Origin of the sequence: Siphonobacter sp., assembly GCF_048595215.1 — a bacterium.
Lineage (GTDB): Bacteria > Bacteroidota > Bacteroidia > Cytophagales > Spirosomataceae > Siphonobacter.
In genome coordinates this window covers 1-22,646 of the sequence record NZ_JBMDWJ010000201.1, presented here as the reverse complement: position 1 = coordinate 22,646, position 22,646 = coordinate 1, and the positions used below count along the sequence as shown (strand labels likewise).

Genomic DNA, 22,646 nt, shown 5'->3' with positions numbered 1-22,646 from the left:
GGACACGTTCGCTACGGGCCAGGCTACTATGATTTCCAGGAGGGCGGACTGGCCTTTCTAGCTCCACATCAGTTGGTGACCATGACTGCTTCCACGGACAGTTACGAGGGGTTTGCCCTGTATTTTCATCCGGATCTGATTCGAACCTATCCGCTCGGCAAGTCGATCCGGCAGTATCATTTTTTTTCCTACGACATCTCGGAAGCCTTGTTTTTATCGGCGAGCGAAAAGGAGGTTATTACCTCCGTGTTTGATTCGATTCAGCGGGAGCTTCACACCAACATCGATGCCTTTAGTCAGGACGTACTGGTTTCGCAGATTGAACTGCTATTGCATCACAGTAATCGCTATTACAATCGGCAATTTCTGACCCGTAAAGCAGTCCATCATGATTTGATCACCACCATGGATGCGTACCTAACCAGCCGATTTTCGCAACCACTGAACGGCATTCCCACGGTACAGGAAGTAGCGGATCACATCAAGGTATCACCCCGCTACTTAACGGATCTACTCAAAACGCTACACGGGGTCAGTACGCAGCAATACATTCACAATCAGTTGATTGAAACGGCAAAAACCTACCTGAGTACGAGCGGCTTAACCGTGGCTGAAATTGCGTACCATCTGGGTTTCGAGCATCCGCAATCGTTCAGTAAGCTGTTCAAATCCAAAACCAGACTTTCTCCGGTGGCCTTTCGGCAATCCTTTAGGGATTAGATTTCAGATGAGAACGTATAGTTCAGAATGTCTCTTTCGATACCAATTTCCACACAGGAGGACCTATTTCTTAAAGGTCCTCCTGTGTAGTTTATAAAAGCAGAATCGGTCTTGCCTAGCAGTTTTGGTGAGAAAGCGATTCCCTTTCGAGTAATCAGCCGCTTTTTGCTCCACTCATTCGGTTGGTCTTTTCTGCCGCTTCCCGTCAGCCCAAGTCGATTCATACGTAAAAAACGGTCGTTTTTACATTTCTTTGTGCCGGCAAGGCTAACGATACGTACACGCTTACGACAGCCGATTGCTGCATGTATTACCTCGACAAACCGTATGAAACTCATTTTCTTCCTGCTTTTTACCCTTCCCTTTTTGGCTTTCTCAAAGCCCGAAAGCGTTTCATCTGCCTCTCCATTAGCTTTAGTCGATAGTAGCCAGCGTCGTGAAAATCCGGTCATTCCCGGGGATTTTGCGGACCCTTCGATCATTCGCGTGGGGCAAACGTACTACGCGACCGGAACTTCTTCGGAATGGGCACCCCATTTTCCCGTACTTCAATCCACCGATTTACTCCACTGGCAACCCATTGGGTACGTGTTTCCCAAAACGCCCGCCTGGGCGGCGGCTTCGTTCTGGGCTCCAGAGCTGTATTACCGAAAGGGCACCTACTTTGTGTATTACGTAGCCCGCAAAAAAAGCGATGGTGTTTCCTGTATCGGCGTAGCAACATCCAGTAACCCGGCAAAAGGATTTACTGACCGGGGCATTTTGCTGGAGTTTGGTAAAGAGGCCATTGATCCCTTTATCATCGAAGATAAGGGACAATTATACATCACCTGGAAAGCGTATGGGCTGGATCAGCGGCCCATTGAAATTCTGGGGAGCCGACTTTCCAATGACGGATTAAAGGTACTGGGAGAACCCTTCACGCTCCTGCGGGATGATAAAAAGGAAGGGCTGGAAGGACAAGCCCTCATCAAACGAGACAACACATACTATCTATTTTATTCCCCCGGTAATTGCTGCGGCAGGGATTGTAACTACAAAGTAGAAGTCGCCCGGTCGGCATCCCTGCAAGGCCCCTATACCCGCTTTGAAGGCAACCCCCTACTGGCCGAAACCGACGAGTGGAAATGCACAGGCCACGGCACGCTGGTTACTTCCCCAGCCGGAAAAACCTATTACCTGTATCATGCTTATAATAAGAAGGATCTGGTATACACGGGCCGACAAGGTATGCTGGGTGAAGTAGTATGGGATGCGGAATGGCCGCGAATCAAACCGCTGGGCAACGAGGCGGAACGCGTCAAGAATTTCCGGGATGATTTTTCAGCAACCACGGTATCCGGCAGCTGGCAGTGGGATTTTCGGCATGCTACACCGGAAGTTAAAGTAAGCAAGGGCAACCTTTTCTTAACGGGTCAATCTCTCGCCAACAACCCTTCCGGCACGGCATTGACGATTCGACCCCTTCTGGGTGATTATACCATGACCACCGAAGTCGTCAATCAAAACGCGGCCTTGAAAGGTCTGGTGCTCTACGGGGATGCTGGACAAGCCGTAGGCATCGGCATGCAGGGCAATCAAGTGCAGGTTTGGGAAGTGAAAAAAGATCAGCGGCAGATTCTCCGGCAGGAGTCGATTGCCTCAGCAAAAGCAGTTCAGCTTAAAATGGACGTGAAAGACGGCTCCCATATAAAGTTTTACTGGAGTCCGGACGGGGAAAAGTGGAACGAACTCACCACTGCCGCTGGCGTATATGACGGAAGTTTTCTGCCCCCCTGGGACCGCAGTCCACGACCCGGCTTATTGCATCAGGGGGCCTCGGGCGAGCCAGCCGTTTTCAGCTTCTTTGCCCTTTCCTATCCATAATTAGATAAAGCTGAAACCCCTCGACAACCCCCAAAGGAATGCCTGATTCCTTTGGGGGTTGTTTTTGACGCGTACTAAAATCAATCACCTATTCTGATCTAATTATATTACTTCACGAAGTTTTTATTAAAATATTTCGAGTTGAGTACTAAGGGTATGGGGGGCATTCTTTGTCACCCTAGTAAAGACTCATCTGTAGCTAATGGGATTGGTAGAAAAGCTTTCTAGTTCAGAAACTTCTTTGCGGGAAGAGCGTTTGCAACCGGAACCTTCCAAAGTGATTGATAACGAACATTTTATTCGAGCCGCTTTTGCCGAGTCTACCGGGAAAGGTTTTGAAGCCCTGTTTCGTCTGTACTATCAGCCTTTGTTCAGCCATGCTTTACGCTTTGTGTATACCAAAGAAAAGGCGGAGGATATGGTATGTGATGTGTTTCACGATTTCTGGAAAAGCAATACCTACGCTTCCATGCATGGTACGTTTCGTTCGTACTTATACGCGGCGGTGCGAAATCGGGCGTATACCTACGTTCGTTATGAGTTGAAAGAAGAGAAAAATACGACTTCTCCGGAATCTTCCGAACACCTCTCGGAAGCCAACAATCCCGAATCCCTGATTGAGTACGATGAATTGTACCAACGCATAGATCAGGCCATTTTGCAGCTTCCCGCCCAATGTCAGCGGGTTTTCATGCTGAGCCGGTTTGAGGGGAAGAAAAACAAGGAAATCGCTACCGAATTGAACCTGTCCCTGAAAACCGTAGAAGCTCACATGGCCAAAGCACTAAGTCAGCTTCGCAAGGCTATACTAACAATCACTATTCTGCTACAGTGGTTTAGTTAATCTCTTTCCTCCCAACCACCTATTGAAAGCCAACCGATTACCATGGAAGACCAGGTCATTAAAAACACGGTACACGATTACTTCGCGGGTCGGGCCACACCCCTTCAGAAGAAAGTCATTGAAGAATGGCTGAAGGATACCGGCAACCACGAACAATACTACCAATGGCTGCACGAATGGGAGCTAAACCACCTACAGGGCCGAGCTTCGTGGGAGGATGCTTTTCAGCGTACGCAGCAAATGCTTCATCAGGAATCCGAGCCAGAAGCTATCCTTCAAACCGATGATACGCCCATCCGCTGGTGGAACCGGACTTCGGTTCGGTTGATTGCGGCAGTTGTGGCAGTTGCCTTCCTCGGTGTCTCCTTCCCGGCCATTCGGAACCTGATTTATTACCAGACGAGTGAAACGGGATACGGTGAAACCCGGAACATTTCCTTCGAAGACGGTTCAAGCGTTACCCTAAATGCCAACTCTTCGCTACGGTATCCGCGATTTGGCTTCGGTGAAGGTACGCGTCGGGTGGAACTGCGGGGCGAAGCCGATTTCCAGATTGAACATACGCCGCAGCATCAGCCTTTCATTGTTTCCATTCCCAGTGGACTGGAAGTGAACGTCTTGGGCACCCAGTTTACCGTTTTTGCCCGCAGCCGTCGCTCGCAGGTCACGCTCCGATCCGGAAAAGTGGCCTTACAAATGAAACAGGCCCCGCAGGCTTCTCCGCTCGTGATGAAACCCGGCGATCTGGTCGTGATGAATCCGTCGGGAAAACTCAGTCGCTCGCATACCGCCCATCCGGAGCAATACGCTTCCTGGAAAGACCATCACCTCACGCTCAACCGAACCTCCCTCCGGGAACTGGCGTCCATTCTCGAAGAAACCTATGGGTTCGAAGTGGAAATCAACGATCCGGAACTCGCCAGTCGAACGGCTACGGGCCTCTTACCCGCCGAAAAGCCCGAAGCCACCCTGGAGCTTATCGCCGAACTATTCGCCATCAATTTCACCCGTCGCGACAACCGGATTGTTTTCAAAGACTAGACGCTAACCCTAAACCTATTTTTGTGTATGAGACTGCTTTCCCGGCGAGCTCGAAGATCGCTATTGGTCTGTGTTTCCCTATCCGTCTGTTCGCAGGTGTCGGCCCACTCACAGACGGGGCCCGGATTTTCCTTTGTTATGAATCAGATGACCCGCCAACCCAACGCTACCCTGCGGGATGTGCTGATCCAGTTAAAGAGTACGTACCGGGTCAACATCATTTTTGAAGATCGCCTGGTGCAATTACCCGTCGATCCGGCAGTAGTAGATCGCAAACGTTCCCTCGAAGAAAACCTGACGCGACTGCTGCAACCCAATGCCCTCGGCTTCAAAAAAGTAAGCGAAGGGGTATACATGATTGTACGCAACCGAAAGCCGCAGGAACAGACCTCAACTTCCCCCGAAAAAACCACAGTCCCTCCTAGTACACCCACCCTCGCTGCCCTAGCCGAGGTAGTAGAGTTACCCAAAGCTCCCCAGGATCGCCAGATTCAGGGAACGGTGAAGGACGAAAAAGGCGAAGCATTGCCGGGCGTCAGCATCATCGTGAAAGGCACGACGCGGGGTACTAACTCCGACGTACAGGGGGAGTTCAAACTGAGTATTCCCGACGGCGAAGTCACGCTGATTCTATCTTTTGTGGGGTATAAAAGCCAGGAATTGCTGGTGGGGAATCAAACCGCACTGAATGTTTCCCTGCAACCTGAACCTAGTGCTCTGGACGAAGTAGTGGTCATCGGTTACGGTACCACTCGCCGAAAAGACCTCACCGGGTCCGTTTCCAGCGTGAAAGCCGCCGACATCACGCTAAGTCCGGTAACGAATCCCGTCGAAGCCCTGCAGGGCCGCGTGGCGGGTCTGGATATTGAACGGGGCAGCGGCCGGGCTGGGACTACGCCCAACATTCTCTTACGCGGGAACCGCTCTATTTCCGGGGGACAAACGCCGCTGTACCTGATCGACGGCGTACCGGGGAATATTAACGCTCTGAATCCCAATGACATTGAAAACATTGATGTTCTGAAAGACGCAGCGGCTACGTCCATTTACGGAGTGGCCGGAGCCAACGGGGTCATCATTGTTACCACCAAAAAGGCCAAAGCGGGCAAATTACAGATTGACGTTGATAGCTATTACGGCATCAACGGCTTCGCCCGTTTTCCCAAACCGCTTACCGGCAACCGCTGGATTCAGTACCAAAGAGACCGCTATTTTACCGAACGGGGCACCTACACCGATAACCTCGTCGATCTGGTTTCATCCGTGGAAGTGCGTAATCTGGTCGAGCAGGGCCGCTGGGTAAACTGGGTGGATGAAACGCTTAAAACTGGGGTTCAGCAAAACCACTTCGTTTCCCTGCGGGGCGGCACGGATAAAATACAGGCCTATTTGTCTATGGGTTACATCGGCGAAAAGGGGATTTATCAATTCGACGAAGCCAAGATTCTCAACCTGCGTACGGGCATGGACGTGAAGTTCAGCAAGCTGTTTAAAGCCGGGATTCAAACCGTCCTGACGGCCCGTAATACCGATGCCACCGCCAGCCGGGTGAACAAAGCGTATAGCGTGGCTCCGGTGGGTGAAGCGTACAATGAAGACGGCAGTGTCCGACTCCGGCCCCTGGGTGAAAGCAATTCTACCATCAGCCCCATTGCTAATTATGCTCCCGGTGTATACGTAGACAATTCCAAAAGCCTGAATGTCAATATTTATCCCTACGTCGAATTAACGCCCCTCGATAACCTGACCATCCGGTCCAACCTGGGTCTGACGGCTTCGGGTTCGCGGGATGGTTTTTTCCAGAGTGAGCGAGCCTATAATCCGGCATCGGAAGGACGCGTCAATAAGGAAGCGAGTTACTCCAACGGCATTGGCTATTCGTACATCTGGGAAACCTACGCAACCTACAACCTGAATCTGCCCAAAGACCATCAGTTAACCGCCACGGCGATCACTTCGATGGCGAAGACGCAGACGGAAACGTCCAATATTTCAGTTAACGGCCTGGATTTTGATTACTACCAGTTTTACAACACCGGAGCCGCCAATACCGTCAGCAACCGTTCAACAAGCTATTCGGAAACCAGCCGGATGTCGTACGCCGGACGTTTGCACTACAGCTATCGGAGCAAGTATCTGCTGACTTTATCCAATCGCTGGGACGGGGCTTCGCAGTTGTACCGCAACTGGGCGTCTTTCCCTTCGGTGTCGGTGGCCTGGCGGGCCAGTGATGAAAAATTCATGGAAGGGGTCAAGACCTGGATTGAGGATTTGAAGGTTCGGTTCAGCTACGGGGTTACGGGGAATAATAACATTTCGCCGTACCAGAGCATTTCAGAAATGGTATCCAAAACGGCGGGGTCTAACTTGTCGCTGGGCGGTTCGAGTATTCTGCCCATCTACGTGCTGAAACAGGCTTTGGGCAACCCAGATCTTACCTGGGAAAAGTCGTATACTACCAACTTAGGTTTCGATTTCTCGCTTTTCAACGGCAGAATTGACCTGACGGCCGACCTGTACCGAACGCGGACGGATGGGGTTCTGTACAAACGCAATCTGCCTTCGACGGCGGGCGGCTTCGACGCGAAAAACCTGTACACGAAAGTGCTGAACATTGCCAAAACGCAGAACGAGGGCTTAGAACTGACTGCCTCTTTCCGTACGATGGCAAAGAAGGATTTTCAGTGGAATACCACCGTAACCTTTACAGCCGCCCGTGAGAAGCTGGTTAGTATTGATTTGGGAAACGCTCAGAGTGCCACTTCGCTCATCTCGGAAAACCTATTCGTTGGCTCGCCGCTTCGCACCTTTTACGATTACAAGAAAACGGGCATCTGGCAAACGGCGGACAGTGCTCAGGCTCGTCTGTACGGAGCTAAACCGGGCGATATTCGACTGCAAACCGTTCCGCGAGTTAATGCCAATGGCGAATCCGACAACGGAGTACATGCCTATTCCGCAGCCGATCGGATGATTGTGGGCAGTGCAAACCCCCGATGGCTGATGGGGATTCAGAATTCGTTTGCTTATAAAAACTTTGATCTGACCGTGTTCGTCAACATGCGTTTCGGCCATACGATCAATGCAACCGGACTGGGTTACTGGAATACGATTTCCCAGCCCGAAACCTACAACTACTGGACGCCCACGAATCCGACGAATGATTTTCCGCAACCGGGTTCGGCTTTTAGTAACACCTTTATTTCGGCCCTCAATTACGTGGACGGCTCGTACGTAAAAGTCAAAAACATTACCCTGGGCTATACCCTGCCCAAGCCCTTGCAGAATACGCTCGGCTTATCCCGGATGCGATTCTACGGTACGATCTATAATCCACTGATTTTCACGAGAAGTCCTTTGTTGAAAGGGTTTGATCCGGAATCGGGCGGCTCGGATTCCTTTCCGCTCTTCAAACAAATCATTCTGGGGGTGAACCTCTCCTTTTAAAAACCATTCGTATGCGAGTATATACACTGATTTTCGTAGCCATCTGGACACTCGCCTCCTGCCAGAAACTGGGCGAATACAACCCCGCCGGCTTACCCGTGGAAGGGGTACTGACGGACAAAGCGGGCCTGGAGGGAGCCATCAACGGCTGTTACACCGACCTGTACTTTTTTCACGGAAAAGTGGATCTGATCGGCCCTACCGAGGCGGGTACGGATAGCTGGGTGAACGTCGGTAACAATGACATCGGGCTTTTGCTGTACAACAACACCCTCAACACGACAACGGGTACCGTTCGGGTGATCTGGAACGGCCTGTATTCGCTGGTGAATTATTGTAACACAGCCATCAACTACTCGAAAAATGTAAAAGGTTATGCATCGCAGGCGGAGCTGGACGCCAAAATTGCCGAGGCGTACTTCATTCGGGCGTATGCCAATTTCAACCTTGTCGAGCAGTTTGGTAATGTAACCCTGTCAAAAACGTCGGCAGCCGAAGGTAGCGTAGAGCTAAGTCCGGTGCGGAATACGGAAGCAGAATTTTACGATTCCATTATTTCCGACCTGAAATTCGCCTGTGAACACTTACCCTATACGCAGTCCCTTCGCGGTCGGGTCAGCAAGAAGGCGGCGTACGGATTACTGGCAAAAGTGTACTTACAACGCACCCGTCTGGGCGAAAAAGAAACCTACGCCCGTCTGGCCCTGGAAACGGCCGAACAACTCATCAATAACACGGCAACGTTCCGTTGTGCCCTGTATCTGAGCGACGCCAGCCGCTCGGGTTTCAGCAAATTGTGGGACGGAGCCAATAACAAAACCAACACTGAGTCGCTTTTCCTCCAGGCCATTGATCCAACCTCAGGCCTGAACCCCGAGCAGTACAACCGGGGCCGTACGCGGCAGTACTACCTGCCGGAACTGGGTGGTCGGGGTGCTGAATGGGGTACCCGCGAAACCAGTGTCTTGTACGGACGGGCCAACTCCCGCTATTACAAGCCCAGCAAGTACCTGCTCACCAGCATTTTCGAGCCGCAGGAAAATACGCCCGATACGCGGTTCAGTGAGACGTTCACCTACAAGTTTTACGCCAACGCGAACAAAACGATCACCGCCGCGATGGCTACGGCTTACCGGAAAGATCCGTCCGTGGTTGGGAAAGTTATTCTGGGTACTACGGCCCCCTATACCAGTCCCTTCCTGCCCATTACGACGCAACTGGAAGAAGAAACCAATAGGACCAACGATCAGGGACTGGCCGTCTTTACGCCGAACTGGACGATCGATGAAGCCACCAAAAGTAAACTACCGTACCTGATAGCTGATCCGAGCGATCTCTTTGATCCCGTAACTGGCAATTACAAAACGACGGCTCAGATTCCGGCCAACTACCCGAACCTGATTAACATCTACCCGGCGATGCGGAAGTTTTCGAGCAAGCAATTTGCCTACACGAATCAGTACTGGATGGGTGACATTCCGATTATCCGTTTAGGCGACATTTATTTGGTTGCCGCTGAAGCCGCCCTGTACCTCAACCACCAGGCGAAAGCGACGGATTACGTCAACACCATTCGCAAACGGGCTGCCCTGACCAGTCGCGAAAGTGAAATCACGGTAACGCCCAGCCAGGTAACGCTGGATTTCCTGGTGAACGAACGGGCGCGCGAACTAACCGGCGAGCACTGGCGATGGTATGATTTGAAACGGATGGGCAAACTGACCAAACCGTACCTGCAATCCACGAATCCCATCGTGAGCGTTGATTTCAACGAATCCAGACATACCGTACGACCTATTCCGCAAAGTTTTCTGGATGCCATCAGTAACGCAGCGGATTACGGATCAAATGGATACTAAGAAAAAGGAGCTGGTAAGTACTAGCTCCTTTTTAGTTGAAAGAGTCGCGGCATGACCTGATCGGTATTTCGAAAGGCATCGGGGAGTTTTTAGGATCGGATTTCTTCTAGTTCAGAATCGATCGTTACCTATACTTTTCACTTAAAAACAATTCTATTTGTTCCCTCCCATTAAACCTTAGTACCTTCGAGCCATCATGTATCTATGATGATGAGGGGCAAATATCACTTGAATGAATGGGAGATACGTTTACGAAAGTATCTCAAACGCGTCAGCCGCAGTACGGGTGTACAAAAAATCAACCACTGGCTGATTGCACATAATCTATCCACGGCACCGTTGCGAGCGGCCCCTTTATGGATCGCTTCGGTTTTAGTCGGATTAATGGCGGTAGGGTACGAAAAAGTATTTGCTTTCGTCGAGCACACGGGTATGCACTGGTTCCAACACCATCCCTACCTGATCTTTCTAACGACGCCCCTTTGTTTTTGCGGAGCCTGGCTGCTCACCCACTATCTGGCTCCCACGGCTTCCGGCAGTGGCATTCCGCAACTCATGGCCGCCGTAGATCTGGCCGAAACGAAGGCTCACTGGAAAGTCGATAAATTACTCAGCATTCGCATTGCACTGGTAAAAGTGGCGAGTAATCTGGTCTTGCTCCTCGGCGGGGGTGCCACCGGACGGGAGGGCCCAACGCTTCAGATTGCCGGGTCCATTTTTGAAACCATTTACCGGCTTGTTCCCGAAACCTGGAATAAAGTGTCCCAACGGGTCATGATCGTGACGGGAGGAGCGGCTGGACTAGCGGCGGCGTTCAATACCCCGCTCGGCGGTATTGTGTACGTAGTCGAGGAACTGACGAAAGCTCATCTCGCCGTTTTCCGGACGGCTGTACTTAGCTCCGTGATCATTGCGGGTATAACGAGTCAGTTTTTGCTGGGTCCGTATCTGTTTCTGGGCTTTCCCAAAATCACTCGATTGCCCTTGGAATCCATCTGGCTGGTCATCGGCATTGCCTTTGTTACGGGATTGGCGGGCTCGGCCTTTACCAAATTATTACTGCTGATTTCTTCCCTGCGGAAACGTTTTCCGGGCCTGACCCGACAACTCGTATTCGTAACCGGACTGGGCCTTCTGTTTGCGACGATCGTTTTTTTCTCGGGTGTACAAGCCATGGGTTCAGGAAAAGAATTGATCAATCAGGCTTTGTTTGAAGGAACGGAACACATTGCGTGGTACGCTTTTCCGGTTCGATTTATGGGCAATGCCCTGTCGTTTTCGGCGGGTGGAGCGGCGGGTATTTTCGCTACGTCTTTGTCTTCCGGAGCGATGTTAAGTACACTGTTACTAGAATACGTCATTCCCGTTCAGGCTCAGCACCATAATTTACTCATTCTGGTGGGTATGATTGGTTTTCTGACGGGCGTAACGCGTACGCCCTTTACGTCGGCCATTCTGGTACTGGAGATGACGGACCGGCATTCGGCGATCTTTTATTTCCTGCTGGCGGGCATCATTGCCAATGTAGCGGCTAGTTTAATTCTGCGTCATTCGTTTTACGAAATCCGAAAAGAGGAATTTTTAAGCCAGCCCGCTTAAAAGACTTCTGAAGGATCGCTTGTTTATTGACTATAACTTATTATTCCCTTCAATCACACCCCTATTCAATCTTTTTAAAACTTTAAAGTGCCTAGTTCGTTATCAATATGCAATACGTTTGAGGCTTCTTTTTCCTGCATGAATAATGACCAGCGGCTAGACGCTTTTTCCGAGGATCGTTTAGACCCATCTTTAGCTTTACAGGCGGCTGGTCTGGGAGCCTGGCGAATCCTTCCGCTTACCCATTATTTGAGAATAGATCAGCTCGCTCGGACGCTACTAAACGTACCCGATGGTGCTGATTCTCTTCGTTTTCCGCAACTGCTTGAGCTCATTCATCCAGAGGATCAAGGAAAATTCACTAAAGCTTGGGAAAGATTGCTGGTAGCTCCAACGCAGATAGACGAGACCATCCGAATCATGCTTTCTCCCAATCAGGTAAGGAGCATTCGGTACTGGGGACAAAGTTATTTTTCTCCGGAAGGACAATTCATCGGCTCCACCGGTCTTTGTCAGGAAGTAAAAAATACCGCTAGTGATAAGGTTATACCCATCCGGGAAGTCGATCAATGGCTATCTCTTTTCTTTGAGCAGGCACCCCTGGGCATTGCCTTACTGGAAGGCCCTACCTACATTCTTCGTTTTGCCAATACGCCCTTTCAGCAGATCTGGAACCTGAGCGGTCCGGTAGAAGAAGTATTAAATCGGCCCGTGTTTGAAGCTTTCCCTGGCATCGCAGGACTAGGTTTGGAAGAATTACTGGAGCAGGTTAGAGCAACCCATCAGCCCGTGGGGGGCGAAGAGCAGCCCGCTTATTTCATCCGCAATGGCGTTTCAGAGCTAGCTTACGTCAATTTTGTTTACGCCCCTTTACTGAATACGTTAGGTCAGGAATATATTGTTGTAGTGGCTACGGACGTGACCGAAATGGTACTGGCCCGTCAGGAGATCGAAAGTCGCCGGAAAGAATCGCAGGTCATGGCCGAAGTACTGACCCGGAACAATGAACAATTGAGTCAGGCGAATATTCAACTGAGCCGTTCGAATGAACTACTCCAGAGTTTTGCGTACGTAGCCAGCCACGATTTACAGGAACCCTTACGTAAGATCCAGCAATTTGTCGATTTGTTGCGACCGCAACTGCCCGATGAAAACCAGGTAGCAGAGAATTATTTAAACCGGGTACAAGCCTCGGCTCGGCGAATGTCGGAGCTAATGCAGGCTTTACTGGAATTTTCACAGGTTCCTTCCAGAGTCAATAGCCCCAAGCCCGTATCCTTAGCCGAGGTACTGGAGGAGGTTGTTTTATTTCTGGAATTACCCCTGAAGGAATCCCAAGCTGAACTTTTGATCGAGCCCTTGCCCACGATTTGGGGACAAAAACAACTGCTGATCCGGCTTTTTCAAAACCTGTTGTCCAATGCGATTAAATTCAGTCGGGTGGATCGCTCCGGGGCCACCACTATTCCTCGCATTCAGCTCACCTCAACCCTAATCGATGCGGCTGATCTTTCCTTGAAAATCCATCCCGCTCAAAAGGCTCCTCAGTACATCCGCATTGATGTTATGGATAACGGCGTCGGCTTTGATCCCGAGTATTTACCCCGAATGTTTCAGATTTTTCAGCGTCTACACAGTAAAAGTGAATACAGTGGCAACGGCATTGGACTAGCCATTAGTGAAAAGATCGTAACCAGCATGGGGGGAGCCATTACGGCTTACAGTCAGCTGGGTAAGGGAGCTACCTTCCAGGTTTTCTTTCCTAACGTGCAAAAAGAAAACGAGGAGAAAAGACCAACAATGTAAGCATAGCATAGGTCTTCATTGCTTTTCGCATTTCCATTTTCTCAGTTGGATTGACCACCGATAGACATAAGCTAACGTTTACGAGAATTTAAGAAAACCTCCATTCAAGTTTTTTCGAACGGGCTGTATAAACTTTAGTAATCCATACATAACAAGGGCTAGCAAACGGTTTGCTAGCCCTTGTTATTCATTGTAAAACCTAATTCGAGTACAAGGCCTTAGGGAGTCGTTAATAACTGTATCATGGCAGCCAAGTAGAGCGGTGCTCCTTCGCGGTGGGTCGTAGTAGCCGTACCTAAGGGCAGAAAACCTACCGTAGCTCCTTTGGCCTGCATGGCTTGCAGGGCTATTTGTGTATTTAAGGCTGGAACAATATCATCCCCTGCGGAATGCATAAACAGTACCGGAGCTTGAGGTTTCCAATCGTAAACGTTGTTCGCTTGTAAGGCCTGAAGCAGCGGCTGATTCGTTTTATTTTTAATTCCCGTAATGAAGGATGGGCTGAACAGCTTCGTAGGGTTCAAATCCACATCCGCCGCCAGTGGGTTGCCTGCCGCTATGGCAGCCCCTACTTTAACCGCATTCCCCGTCGTAAGAAAATCAGTCAAGGGAGCATTGATGCTGTAAAGCTGATCATAGGTCAGCAGTACCCACATGTAATAGGCGGAAGCAAACACCGGTAAATCTTTATCCTGACTCACCACCCAATCCGCCGTTGCTACCATATCGTAAGCACCCGCGGCTGGGTAGCTAGCCAACACCGTAAACTCATTCGAAGCTTCCAAAGCCTGGTGTAAAGCCAGGGTGGCGTATCCGCCTTCGGAGTAGCCACCTAGACGTACGCCTTTCTGAAGTTTCATTCCCTGACTGGTAGCAAACTCACGAGCCGCCCGAAGCATATCCATCGTAGCCGAAGCCAGACTAGCTTTATGCTGGTAGGGATGTGGCAAGGCTTTGCTCTCGCCAAAACCCAGGTAATCAGCCATGACGACCATGTAGCCCTGCCCGAGCGAAGCCGCCAGCGTACCCGCCCCGTAGGCTTCCATATTACCAACGGGTTGGTACTGAGAGGGAGCTTCCTGCTGCGTAGTAATCGTACCGTGTTGGAAGCTGAGTACGCGAAGTTCGCCCGTGTAACCCGTAGGCACCAGGATCAGACCCGAGGCCAAAAGCGGTTTCTGATCAACACCGGGCGTTTGATACGTAACGCGATAGGCGGTTACGCCGTATTGCACAATCGGTGCCAAGACGGAAGCCCGCTGCTTGACTTCGTTGACGGGTACTTGAGCGATTGACTCGGCTTTCACCAAGTACTTAAACTCCGGTTCGGGGTTGTGATCTTTAATACAACTCGTTACCGTAAGGATCAACACAATAAGCAGAGCCGGAAGGGTCTGAAATCGGGCTTGGTTGTACCCGCGTGTAAAAGTGGTAAGCATAGAGGTTAATAGTTAAAAGAGGAGAATGCTGTGAAACGCGTACTGGAAAGGCGGAGACTCGAAAAGGTAAGCGTAGTCAGAAAAGGTAAGAAATAGTACTGCTTTCGTAGTAAAGCTTGAGCCAGCCAGTACTTTGGTTCCTGCACTAGCTACTACGTTTACTTAGCAGCGTTTTGTAAAGAAATACGATACTAATCGAATGCCCTAAAGTACTGAAAAACAATTGATATACTAAATATTTGATCTTATTTACAGCATTTGAAGTTGAAGAAAGCTTACTAATTTTTAACTTTCCACACCACATCTATCTGAACTATATGATTTTACTTACCCTACCGGTCATTCTTGGCCTGAGTATTGAAGTGTATTTTATCCTTTTCCTATTAGGGGTAATCAATTATTTCTTTTTCCGGTGGCTTTTTACGGCTATTATCAAGGTGGATAAAGTTACCCGCGAGGGAGTCACCTGGCTTCTTACTATTGCCGGTACGCCGATCCTTTACGTCGCTTTAGTTATTTTGTTTTTGAATGCCATCAGCTATACACCCAGTCTGGATTTTGAAGCTGGGCTTTGGGCGACCCAAAGCCATAAACGGTTTCAAATGGCCGAAGATCTGATTGACAGCGAGGTTTTAATGGGAAAAGATACGACTCAGGTTAAAGACCTGTTAGGCGACCCAGGCCATTACGGACGATGCATTTGGAAAAAAAATTCCGTCAATACCTGGACCTATTCGATGGGAGCGGGCGGCGGTGTCCTCGGTTTTTTGTCGCACGAGTTGGCTTTAAAGTTTGATCAGAATAAAGTGGTTCAGGCCGAACACCTTGAAATAAATGATTGAGTACAGAGCGTCTAAAGTAGAGAAGTTACGCTGAGGCGTTTTTGTACTCCATTATTCTAAGAAGCTACAGGTCGCAGAAAAAAGCAATCGAAAAGGCCGTTCAAAAAACTAAACTCTACCATATAGTCCCTTCCTTAAAATCAGCAATGTATGCTGTGGTTAAGGAAGGGACTTTTTATAGCGAAATAGTAGCTACTTTTTTAAACACCCATTGCTTAGCCTCAATGGGCTACTATCCTTCCTTTCACGTAACGATAATGCAGGCCATACTCACACTTTTAGTGGGCATCCGTACCTTTGCCGGGTAACCTCAACGATTGCCTATGAGATACGTGCTGTTTTTTTCCTGCTGGTTCGGGTGAGTATGGGTCAAACATCTCCTTCCGGATGGTCGAGCCGTCAACAAGGTACTACGCTTGAGATGAGTCCTCCGAACTTACCAACCAACCGGATATTTCTGTACTCCCTATACCGACCAGAAGCCAGTAAGACATCCACGCAAAGCTGGTTAAAGAATAAGGCGGAAACGGATCTTTCCACGCTGGGCAAGCAGGCTCGTCCCTTGCAGTACAATCATACCGGGCCCATTCAGAATTTTACGGGAGCGATCATGAATCAGGGTAAAGCTCAGGTGGTTACGTACATGGCAGCGGAACAAGACGGTCAGATTCACTGGGCTCGTATCATTACCGATGCCGATCCCAAATTCTTCAAACCTTACCTGACTGAAGCAATCAAGCACTTTACAACGGTTAGCAAAGTTTCTACGACTGCGTCAAAGAGTAAACCCGAAAAGAGGGCCCGTTACAAACGTCCAGAAACACCACTAACGGCACCGGGCAAGGGCCTTACGGAGGCTCAGATTCAGGGCATTTACATGCATTTGGAAACCGGTTTTGGGGTAGGCGGATTCGTTACGCAGAATTACGAAGCGTATTTGTTTCTAAAGGATGGCACCGTATACGAATACCCCGATGTACCTCCTTATGATCTGGATGTACCGGCTTCCCGGCAGATTGAACCGAAACGATGGGGCCGCTGGAAGAAGCAGGGTTCTCAACTACGAATCCAGGAAAGTGATGGCAAAACTAGTGATTGGGAGCACTGGCACGTGGCCGTAGCTGCTAAACCCGGCGAGAAACTCTCGGGTAGTTTTAAATCCATTAGCGGTGGCGGAAACGTAGCTTTGGGTGGTAGCTCCGTGGTAGTTTCCATGAAACGAATCACCTTTTTACCCAATGGCCAATTTCGGCTGGCGTCTACCGGTGGCGGATCCGATGCGAATGTTTCTGCCTACAGTAACAAAGACCTGGCCGGTACCTATCAACTCGATCAATACGTCATTACCTTAAAATTTAACAATGGTCAGGTAGAACGTCGCTTCTTTTACTTTTACCCAGATTCTAAAGATACTTTCGGCATGGGGGGCAGCGTATTTGTTTCAGTAGATCAGTAGTTGAACTAGCACGAAGGTCTGGCGTACGGGTGAGCGGCAACGTCAGACCTTCTTCATTACGACTAAGGCCATACCCGAGTAGTCACTTTACTCATTTGTTTTTGTACTATCGCCTAAGGTCCAAGTCATTACACCGCCCCAAGCAGCTGCAGCAAGGGTTCGACTATCCGGTGAAAAGTGAACTCGCCGTGGCGTGACACTTCCTAAGGGCAAGTCATAATCACGGTACGACTTCGTCTGAACATTCCAGACCCGTACTCCCCTGAAAGTCCCCGCGGCAATCCAGCGACCATCGGGCGAAAAACTTACCCGTCGTGGAGTTTCGTTTTTTAATTTAGTTGGATAATCGGTCGCCTGCCGCGTAGCCAGGTCCCAGATCCGCACCGCTCCCCAGACGCCGGCGGCAATGGATTTTCCATCCGGCGAATACGTAATTTCATGCGGGGTTTCATTGCTCAATTTTGCCTGTAACGTAGGTTGGGACGATTTTGAACACGAGATTAGACTAATGAAAAAGAATACGGATAGAGCAAGGAATGGTTTCATAGCAGAGGATTTTGTCGAACCCAGGAAAGCTAAGTATTTCCGTACATTTTCTCTATCCTACGCTTGGGTTCATCCGTTTAGGAATAACATTTTAACAATTTTTGAGTATTCGTCCCAGTGGGCCGATTGAGATTCCCCTATTACCCAGTCGTTTCCAGTCACTGCTTAGGTGGAGATTAAAAGGCTTGACTGCCGTTCTGCCTGTAACGTATTGCCTCCACGTATGAATACCTCAAACCAACCCCACTCTGTTCATCTTCCTGGTGCAGAGGAATGTCAGATCTTACTAGCATCCTTAGCTCAGACCTTTTGGGAAACCGATGCTGAGGGTAGCGTGCTTGCGGACTCGCCCAGTTGGCGGGGCTATACGGGTCAAACGTATAAAGAATGGTTACAGCAGGGCTGGACGGCCACCGTACATCCGGATGATCGGGTGGATGCCCTGCGTCAATGGCAAGAAGCTTTGCCCCAGCAAAAGCCGATAGATCTGGAATTCCGCCTGCAACGTCCCGAGGGAGGCTGGCGATGGACTAATATACGGGCCACCCCGATTTTTAATCCAGATCAAACCGTTAAAAAATGGCTGGGATTCTCGATTGACCTTAGCTCTAAAAAACAGGCCGAAGAAAAGCTTCTGGAGGTTCATCAAACGTACCAGTTACGGCTCGAACAACAAGTAAGTGAGCGAACCCAGGAACTGATTGAAAACCGGGAATTACTCCAAGCCACTCTGGATAGTACCCTAGAAATGATTCAAGTATTTAAATCCGTGCGTAACGAAGCGGGAGAAATTATTGATTTTATCTGGGTACTCAACAATAAGGCCAGTGAGCGACACTACGGCGATGTGATTGGTAAAAGTTTGCTGACTTTACAGCCGGGAGTAGAGCGAATTGGCATCTTTGATACCTTCAAGCGGGTTTGCGAAACGGGAATACCGGACCAATCCGAACGTCATTATGCCTACGAACAGTTTGACGGATGGTTCTATCAATCTACGGTTAAAGTAGATGACGGGGTAGCCACCACTACTACGGATACGACGGCCCGAAAAAAAGCTGAACTGGAATTAGCCACGACCAAAGAACATTTACAGACCATTCTCGACAGTTCCCTGTATATCATTCAAGCCTTTGAGGCCGTACGCGATCCGGATGGAAAAATTATTGATTTTGTCTGGATCATGAATAATCAGTTGGCAATCCAGCAAAATGGTGATGTAATCGGAAAAAGCCTGCTGGAAATAAACCCCGGTGTACGCGAAACCGGTTTGTTTGAAAAATTTGTTCAGGTAACCGAAACCGGTGTTTCCATCAATGATGAACAATACTATGATCGCGAACAGTTTAAGGACTGGTTTCATCTAACTTTGGTTAAAATGGGTGATGGTTTCGTCATGAATACCGATAACATCACCCAGCGAAAACAGGCGGAATTAGAAAATCTTCGGTTAAAAGATGAAATAGCTCAGCGGGCGGAATCGGCCTTACGCGTCAACGAAGAGCAATACCGCGTACTGATTCAAAACTTACCCGATTATGCGATTTTCCGTATTGACGCCAACGGTATCATAGTTGACTGGACAGAAGCCGCTCAGCAAGTACAAGGGTTTGAAGCCGAAGAAGTACTGGGCCAGCCCATTGACCTGTTTTATACGCCGGAAGAGCGGGCCGCTGGCAATTTGCAACAGGAGCTGGAAGAAGCTAGCCAGATTGGACATACTGAAAAAGAAACGCAGCGAATACGTAAAAATGGCGAACGCTTCTGGGTTAATGAAATCACCGTTGCCATTCGCAATGAGCAGGGTCAGCTACAGGGCTTTACTAAAATCAGTCGGGATATCACCTTACGTAAGCAGGAAGAAGCGGTTCGCCAGCAACTCGAAACCCGTACCCGACTGGCCGTTGAAGCCGCCGAGATGGCTACCTGGGAATGGCACTTACCGACGGACCAGGTATACTGGAACGACCAACACTATCACCTACTGGGGTTGGAGGTACAATCGGGAATTCAAGAATCTGAACTGTTTTTAAGTCATATTCACCCCGAAGACCAGGAATATATTACTTCCCAGCTCAATCAAACCATCAAGCAACGAGTACCTTACGATGAGCAGTTTCGAATCGTACGAGAGGACGGACAGGTGCGTTGGATGAGTGGCTACGGCAAGGTTACGGCCGAACACCATGGGGTCCCGGTACAGCTGAGCGGTGTGATGTTCGATATTACCGACCGCAAAGCAGCCGAAGAGTCCCTTCGCCAAGAAGCCCGCCGCAAAGATGAATTCCTAGCGATGCTGGCTCACGAATTACGTAATCCCATGTCTACCATCCGCAACGGTCTTCAGGTGCTTTCCTTAACCACTGCTAATGATCCCAAAGTCCAAAGTATTCTGGGAATGATGAATCGGCAAACGGATCATCTCGTACGGCAGGTCGATGATTTGCTGGATGTAAGCCGAATCAGTCAGGGCAAAATCGAATTGCGAAAAGAACGAGTGAATGTGGTAGAGCTGGTGAAACAAGCCGTTGATGCGGCTAATCCGCTGTATCAGTCCAAGCAACGTCGCTTACACGTGAGTCTTCCGGTCACGTCCCTCTTTATGGAAGGCGATGATACCCGTTTGATCCAAATGGTGACCAACCTTTTAACCAATGGCGTACGGTATACTCCGGCCGAAGGGCAAGTCTGGCTGAGTTTAGAACATCAAGGGCAGCAAGCCATTCTTCAGGTACGGGATAATGGCATTGGACTCACGCAGGAGCAGCAAGCGTCCATTTTTGATTTGTTTGTACAGGTAGATCATTCGCTGGCCCGCTCGCAAGGAGGCTTAGGGGTGGGACTAACCGTGGTTAAACGTTTAGTGGAAATGCACGGCGGTCGAGTTGAAGTTCAAAGTCCAGGTCTGGGTCTGGGTAGTACCTTTACGATTTATTTGCCTGCACTTGAAGTACAACATTCCAAGGAAATTACCCCGACTACGCACGAAGCCGTCACGCAGTATCGAATTCTAATCATCGATGATAATCCGGATGCTTGTTTGACCTTGCGTATGTATCTGGAGCTGAAGGGATACGAGGTACATACGGAGCACAGTGGCCATGCCGGAATTAACGCCGCTGAACGCGTTCGACCCGACGCCATTTTACTTGACATTGGTATGCCCGGTTTGGATGGGTACGAAACCTGTCGGCTCATTCGCCAACAATCCTGGGGTGAATCCATCCTACTCATTGCCTTAACCGGATACGGCCAGTTCGAGGATAAACAGCGTACGCAGGAAGCTGGTTTTGATGAGCATCTAGTCAAACCGGTCAAGCTCGAAACACTCCTGCAATTCATGGAGGATTGGATGAATCGGAAGCAAACCTAACCTCTGACGGAGAGGAGCTGTAGTAGGACACGTTAGACGCTCCTTCTTCCTGTGACAGATTTACGAAAACTATCCTTCACGCAGGAACTTCATTGATTCGTTTCTCCATCCCCTTATGAAAAGTCAAATCAACGAAGGAGGTCCCCAACCGCCATTAAGGTGCCTCAACCTGCGTAAAGAAGCAGAAGTAGTACGAGTACTCTTCTGCTGTACAAGTACACAACAAAGGTAACTAGCAGATTCTTAATACGTTTAGCAAAAAAGTAACCACTGTAAGACCCCTAAAATTAAGGCTACCACTCCCATCGACTTTCAGAATTAAAGCGTAAATGGGTACTTCGATTACCTGTATACTAGCTTTTTCTCGGCGGTTTATTCATCTACTCTGCCCAGTCTTTCTAAGTGCGGGAACTTACGAATCACGAAAATCATAAGCGTGACTGATCGGGATCAGCTCACCGCTAAAGTTCCGGCAGTTGCTTTGTCCCTTTCGTTCTTCACTAGTACCGGACATTCCCAGTTTATATTTTACCTTGTTTACGGATTGGCAGGGTTGGTGAGAGGACGATCATCTTCGACATGCACGCATTACCCATGAATAGTTCAGCACTTCCCGCAACAACTCAATCTATTTTTACTGAATTTTCGGTCGATCCGGAAAAAGGCCTTTCCCCGCAGGAAGCCCAGAAGCGGCGGGAAACATACGGCCCTAATGCGTTGGAAACGACTAAACAGGAAAGCCTGCTGACCTTGCTCCTTCGCCAGTTCACAAGTCTTATTGTTTATATTCTGGCTGCCGCCGCTATTCTATCCTTCCTTTTGGGAGATACGCTGGAGGGATACGCCATTGCGACCATTATTCTGATCAATGCGGGACTTGGCTTAACGTTGGAGTGGAATGCGGGAAAATCAATGCAGGCTCTGCGGTCCCTGGGGGATACCAAAGCTCGGGTATGGCGATCGGGTAAAATGCACGAGATTCCATCGCAGGAAATTACCCGAGGTGATCTCCTACTGATAGAAGCTGGCGATGTCATCGCTGCCGATGCGATTCTTTTTGAAATGAACCAGCTGGAAGTCAACGAGTCCATGCTGACGGGAGAATCACTACCCGTAGCCAAAAGTCTGCAAAGCAACAGTGACGAGGTAAACCATCCACCCAATCGGCTATACAAAGGCACCCTGGTTACGGCAGGTAATGGGCGTGCTGTGGTAACGGGCATTGGAGCCGAGACCGAATTAGGTAAAATCTCCAACCTGGTAGCGGAAGCCAAACGAACTGCCACCCCGTTGGAAGCCAAACTGGACGTACTGGCTAAACGGCTCATCTGGATTACCGGAGGGCTGGCTGTACTCTACCTGATCGTTGGATTACTCTACCAACGCCAGCCCCTGGAATTAATCGAAACGGCCGTGGCATTGGCCATTGCGGCTATCCCCGAGGGCATGTCGGTCGTGGCTACCATTGCTCTGGCTAACGGCATGTTACAACTCGCCCAAAAGAAAGTCATTGTCAAACGCTTATCTTCCGTAGAAACGCTGGGCAGTACAGGCGTGATTTTTACGGATAAAACCGGTACGCTAACCCAAAACCAGTTGACGGTTCATCAGCTACAGCTCGGCAGCTCGATGGATACCTACGATGACAGCGAAACAATCGACCTACCGAATACAGCCACAGATTTGTTACGGGTAAGTGTGCTTTGTAACAATGCTTCCGCTTCCGAGGATGAATCCATCGGTGATCCGTTGGAAATTGCCCTGCTTAACTTTGCCGAGCAACGGGGCTTGTCAAAAGAAGCGTTACA

General features: G+C 49.5%; 14 protein-coding genes. 12 read left to right on the top strand and 2 right to left on the bottom strand.

The window, feature by feature from the left end; all coding sequences use genetic code 11:
* The 8 genes from ACOJTG_RS12405 to ACOJTG_RS12370 all read left to right on the top strand — a co-directional run.
* Positions 1-720 (top strand): helix-turn-helix domain-containing protein (locus ACOJTG_RS12405; RefSeq protein WP_420154103.1); only part of this gene is annotated, 720 nt, incomplete at its 5' end.
* Between the two features lie 327 nt (positions 721-1,047).
* Positions 1,048-2,586, top strand: a complete 1,539-nt coding sequence (locus ACOJTG_RS12400) for a glycoside hydrolase family 43 protein (protein ID WP_420154102.1) — start codon at positions 1,048-1,050, stop codon at positions 2,584-2,586.
* Positions 2,587-2,788: 202 nt separating this feature from the next.
* Positions 2,789-3,430 (top strand): RNA polymerase sigma-70 factor, encoded by a 642-nt coding sequence (locus ACOJTG_RS12395; RefSeq protein WP_420154101.1) that lies wholly within the window; start codon positions 2,789-2,791, stop codon positions 3,428-3,430.
* A gap of 42 nt (positions 3,431-3,472) precedes the next feature.
* The gene (locus ACOJTG_RS12390) at positions 3,473-4,471 is read left to right on the top strand and encodes a FecR family protein (protein ID WP_420154100.1); all 999 of its coding nucleotides are present in this window, start codon (positions 3,473-3,475) and stop codon (positions 4,469-4,471) included.
* A gap of 27 nt (positions 4,472-4,498) precedes the next feature.
* Positions 4,499-7,918, top strand: coding sequence for a SusC/RagA family TonB-linked outer membrane protein (locus ACOJTG_RS12385; RefSeq protein WP_420154099.1), 3,420 nt, complete (start codon positions 4,499-4,501; stop codon positions 7,916-7,918).
* 11 nt (positions 7,919-7,929) lie between these two features.
* On the top strand, positions 7,930-9,777 hold the full coding sequence (locus tag ACOJTG_RS12380; RefSeq protein ID WP_420154098.1) for a RagB/SusD family nutrient uptake outer membrane protein: 1,848 nt from the start codon (positions 7,930-7,932) through the stop codon (positions 9,775-9,777).
* A gap of 228 nt (positions 9,778-10,005) precedes the next feature.
* Complete coding sequence (locus ACOJTG_RS12375; RefSeq protein ID WP_420154097.1) at positions 10,006-11,376, top strand: chloride channel protein; 1,371 nt, start codon at positions 10,006-10,008, stop codon at positions 11,374-11,376.
* A gap of 138 nt (positions 11,377-11,514) precedes the next feature.
* The gene (locus tag ACOJTG_RS12370) at positions 11,515-13,182 is read left to right on the top strand and encodes a sensor histidine kinase (RefSeq protein ID WP_420154096.1); all 1,668 of its coding nucleotides are present in this window, start codon (positions 11,515-11,517) and stop codon (positions 13,180-13,182) included.
* A 218-nt stretch (positions 13,183-13,400) separates the two neighbouring features.
* On the opposite strand, the gene ACOJTG_RS12365 is transcribed toward ACOJTG_RS12370, so the two are convergent.
* Positions 13,401-14,621 carry an alpha/beta hydrolase family protein gene (locus tag ACOJTG_RS12365; protein WP_420154095.1) on the bottom strand — a complete coding sequence of 407 codons (1,221 nt, stop codon included), beginning with the start codon at positions 14,619-14,621 and terminating at the stop codon, positions 13,401-13,403.
* 317 nt (positions 14,622-14,938) lie between these two features.
* Between ACOJTG_RS12365 and ACOJTG_RS12360 the strand changes: the two genes are divergently transcribed.
* Positions 14,939-15,463, top strand: coding sequence for a hypothetical protein (locus tag ACOJTG_RS12360; protein WP_420154094.1), 525 nt, complete (start codon positions 14,939-14,941; stop codon positions 15,461-15,463).
* A 364-nt stretch (positions 15,464-15,827) separates the two neighbouring features.
* Positions 15,828-16,919, top strand: a complete 1,092-nt coding sequence (locus ACOJTG_RS12355; protein WP_420154093.1) for a hypothetical protein — start codon at positions 15,828-15,830, stop codon at positions 16,917-16,919.
* An 87-nt stretch (positions 16,920-17,006) separates the two neighbouring features.
* Here ACOJTG_RS12355 and ACOJTG_RS12350 read toward each other — a convergent pair whose 3' ends face one another.
* The gene (locus ACOJTG_RS12350; protein WP_420154092.1) at positions 17,007-17,465 is read right to left on the bottom strand and encodes a WD40 repeat domain-containing protein; all 459 of its coding nucleotides are present in this window, start codon (positions 17,463-17,465) and stop codon (positions 17,007-17,009) included.
* A 223-nt stretch (positions 17,466-17,688) separates the two neighbouring features.
* On the opposite strand from ACOJTG_RS12350, the gene ACOJTG_RS12345 reads away from it, so the two are divergent.
* Together ACOJTG_RS12345 and ACOJTG_RS12340 are read left to right on the top strand one after the other, a co-directional pair.
* Positions 17,689-20,838 carry a PAS domain S-box protein gene (locus tag ACOJTG_RS12345; RefSeq protein WP_420154091.1) on the top strand — a complete coding sequence of 1,050 codons (3,150 nt, stop codon included), beginning with the start codon at positions 17,689-17,691 and terminating at the stop codon, positions 20,836-20,838.
* Between the two features lie 594 nt (positions 20,839-21,432).
* Positions 21,433-22,646, top strand: a 1,214-nt coding sequence (locus tag ACOJTG_RS12340) for a cation-translocating P-type ATPase (protein WP_420154090.1), incomplete at its 3' end; no start/stop codon positions are given.

Excerpts from the sequence above, each read along its gene's own strand:
- ACOJTG_RS12400 (WP_420154102.1), top strand. The coding sequence starts at position 1,048 with ATGAAACTCATTTTCTTCCTGCTTTTTACCCTTCCCTTTTTGGCTTTC.
- ACOJTG_RS12395 (WP_420154101.1), top strand. The coding sequence starts at position 2,789 with ATGGGATTGGTAGAAAAGCTTTCTAGTTCAGAAACTTCTTTGCGGGAA.
- ACOJTG_RS12390 (WP_420154100.1), top strand. The coding sequence starts at position 3,473 with ATGGAAGACCAGGTCATTAAAAACACGGTACACGATTACTTCGCGGGT.
- ACOJTG_RS12385 (WP_420154099.1), top strand. The coding sequence starts at position 4,499 with ATGAGACTGCTTTCCCGGCGAGCTCGAAGATCGCTATTGGTCTGTGTT.
- ACOJTG_RS12380 (WP_420154098.1), top strand. The coding sequence starts at position 7,930 with ATGCGAGTATATACACTGATTTTCGTAGCCATCTGGACACTCGCCTCC.
- ACOJTG_RS12370 (WP_420154096.1), top strand. The coding sequence starts at position 11,515 with ATGAATAATGACCAGCGGCTAGACGCTTTTTCCGAGGATCGTTTAGAC.
- ACOJTG_RS12365 (WP_420154095.1), bottom strand. The coding sequence starts at position 14,621 with ATGCTTACCACTTTTACACGCGGGTACAACCAAGCCCGATTTCAGACC.
- ACOJTG_RS12360 (WP_420154094.1), top strand. The coding sequence starts at position 14,939 with ATGATTTTACTTACCCTACCGGTCATTCTTGGCCTGAGTATTGAAGTG.
- ACOJTG_RS12355 (WP_420154093.1), top strand. The coding sequence starts at position 15,828 with ATGGGTCAAACATCTCCTTCCGGATGGTCGAGCCGTCAACAAGGTACT.
- ACOJTG_RS12350 (WP_420154092.1), bottom strand. The coding sequence starts at position 17,465 with ATGAAACCATTCCTTGCTCTATCCGTATTCTTTTTCATTAGTCTAATC.
- ACOJTG_RS12345 (WP_420154091.1), top strand. The coding sequence starts at position 17,689 with ATGAATACCTCAAACCAACCCCACTCTGTTCATCTTCCTGGTGCAGAG.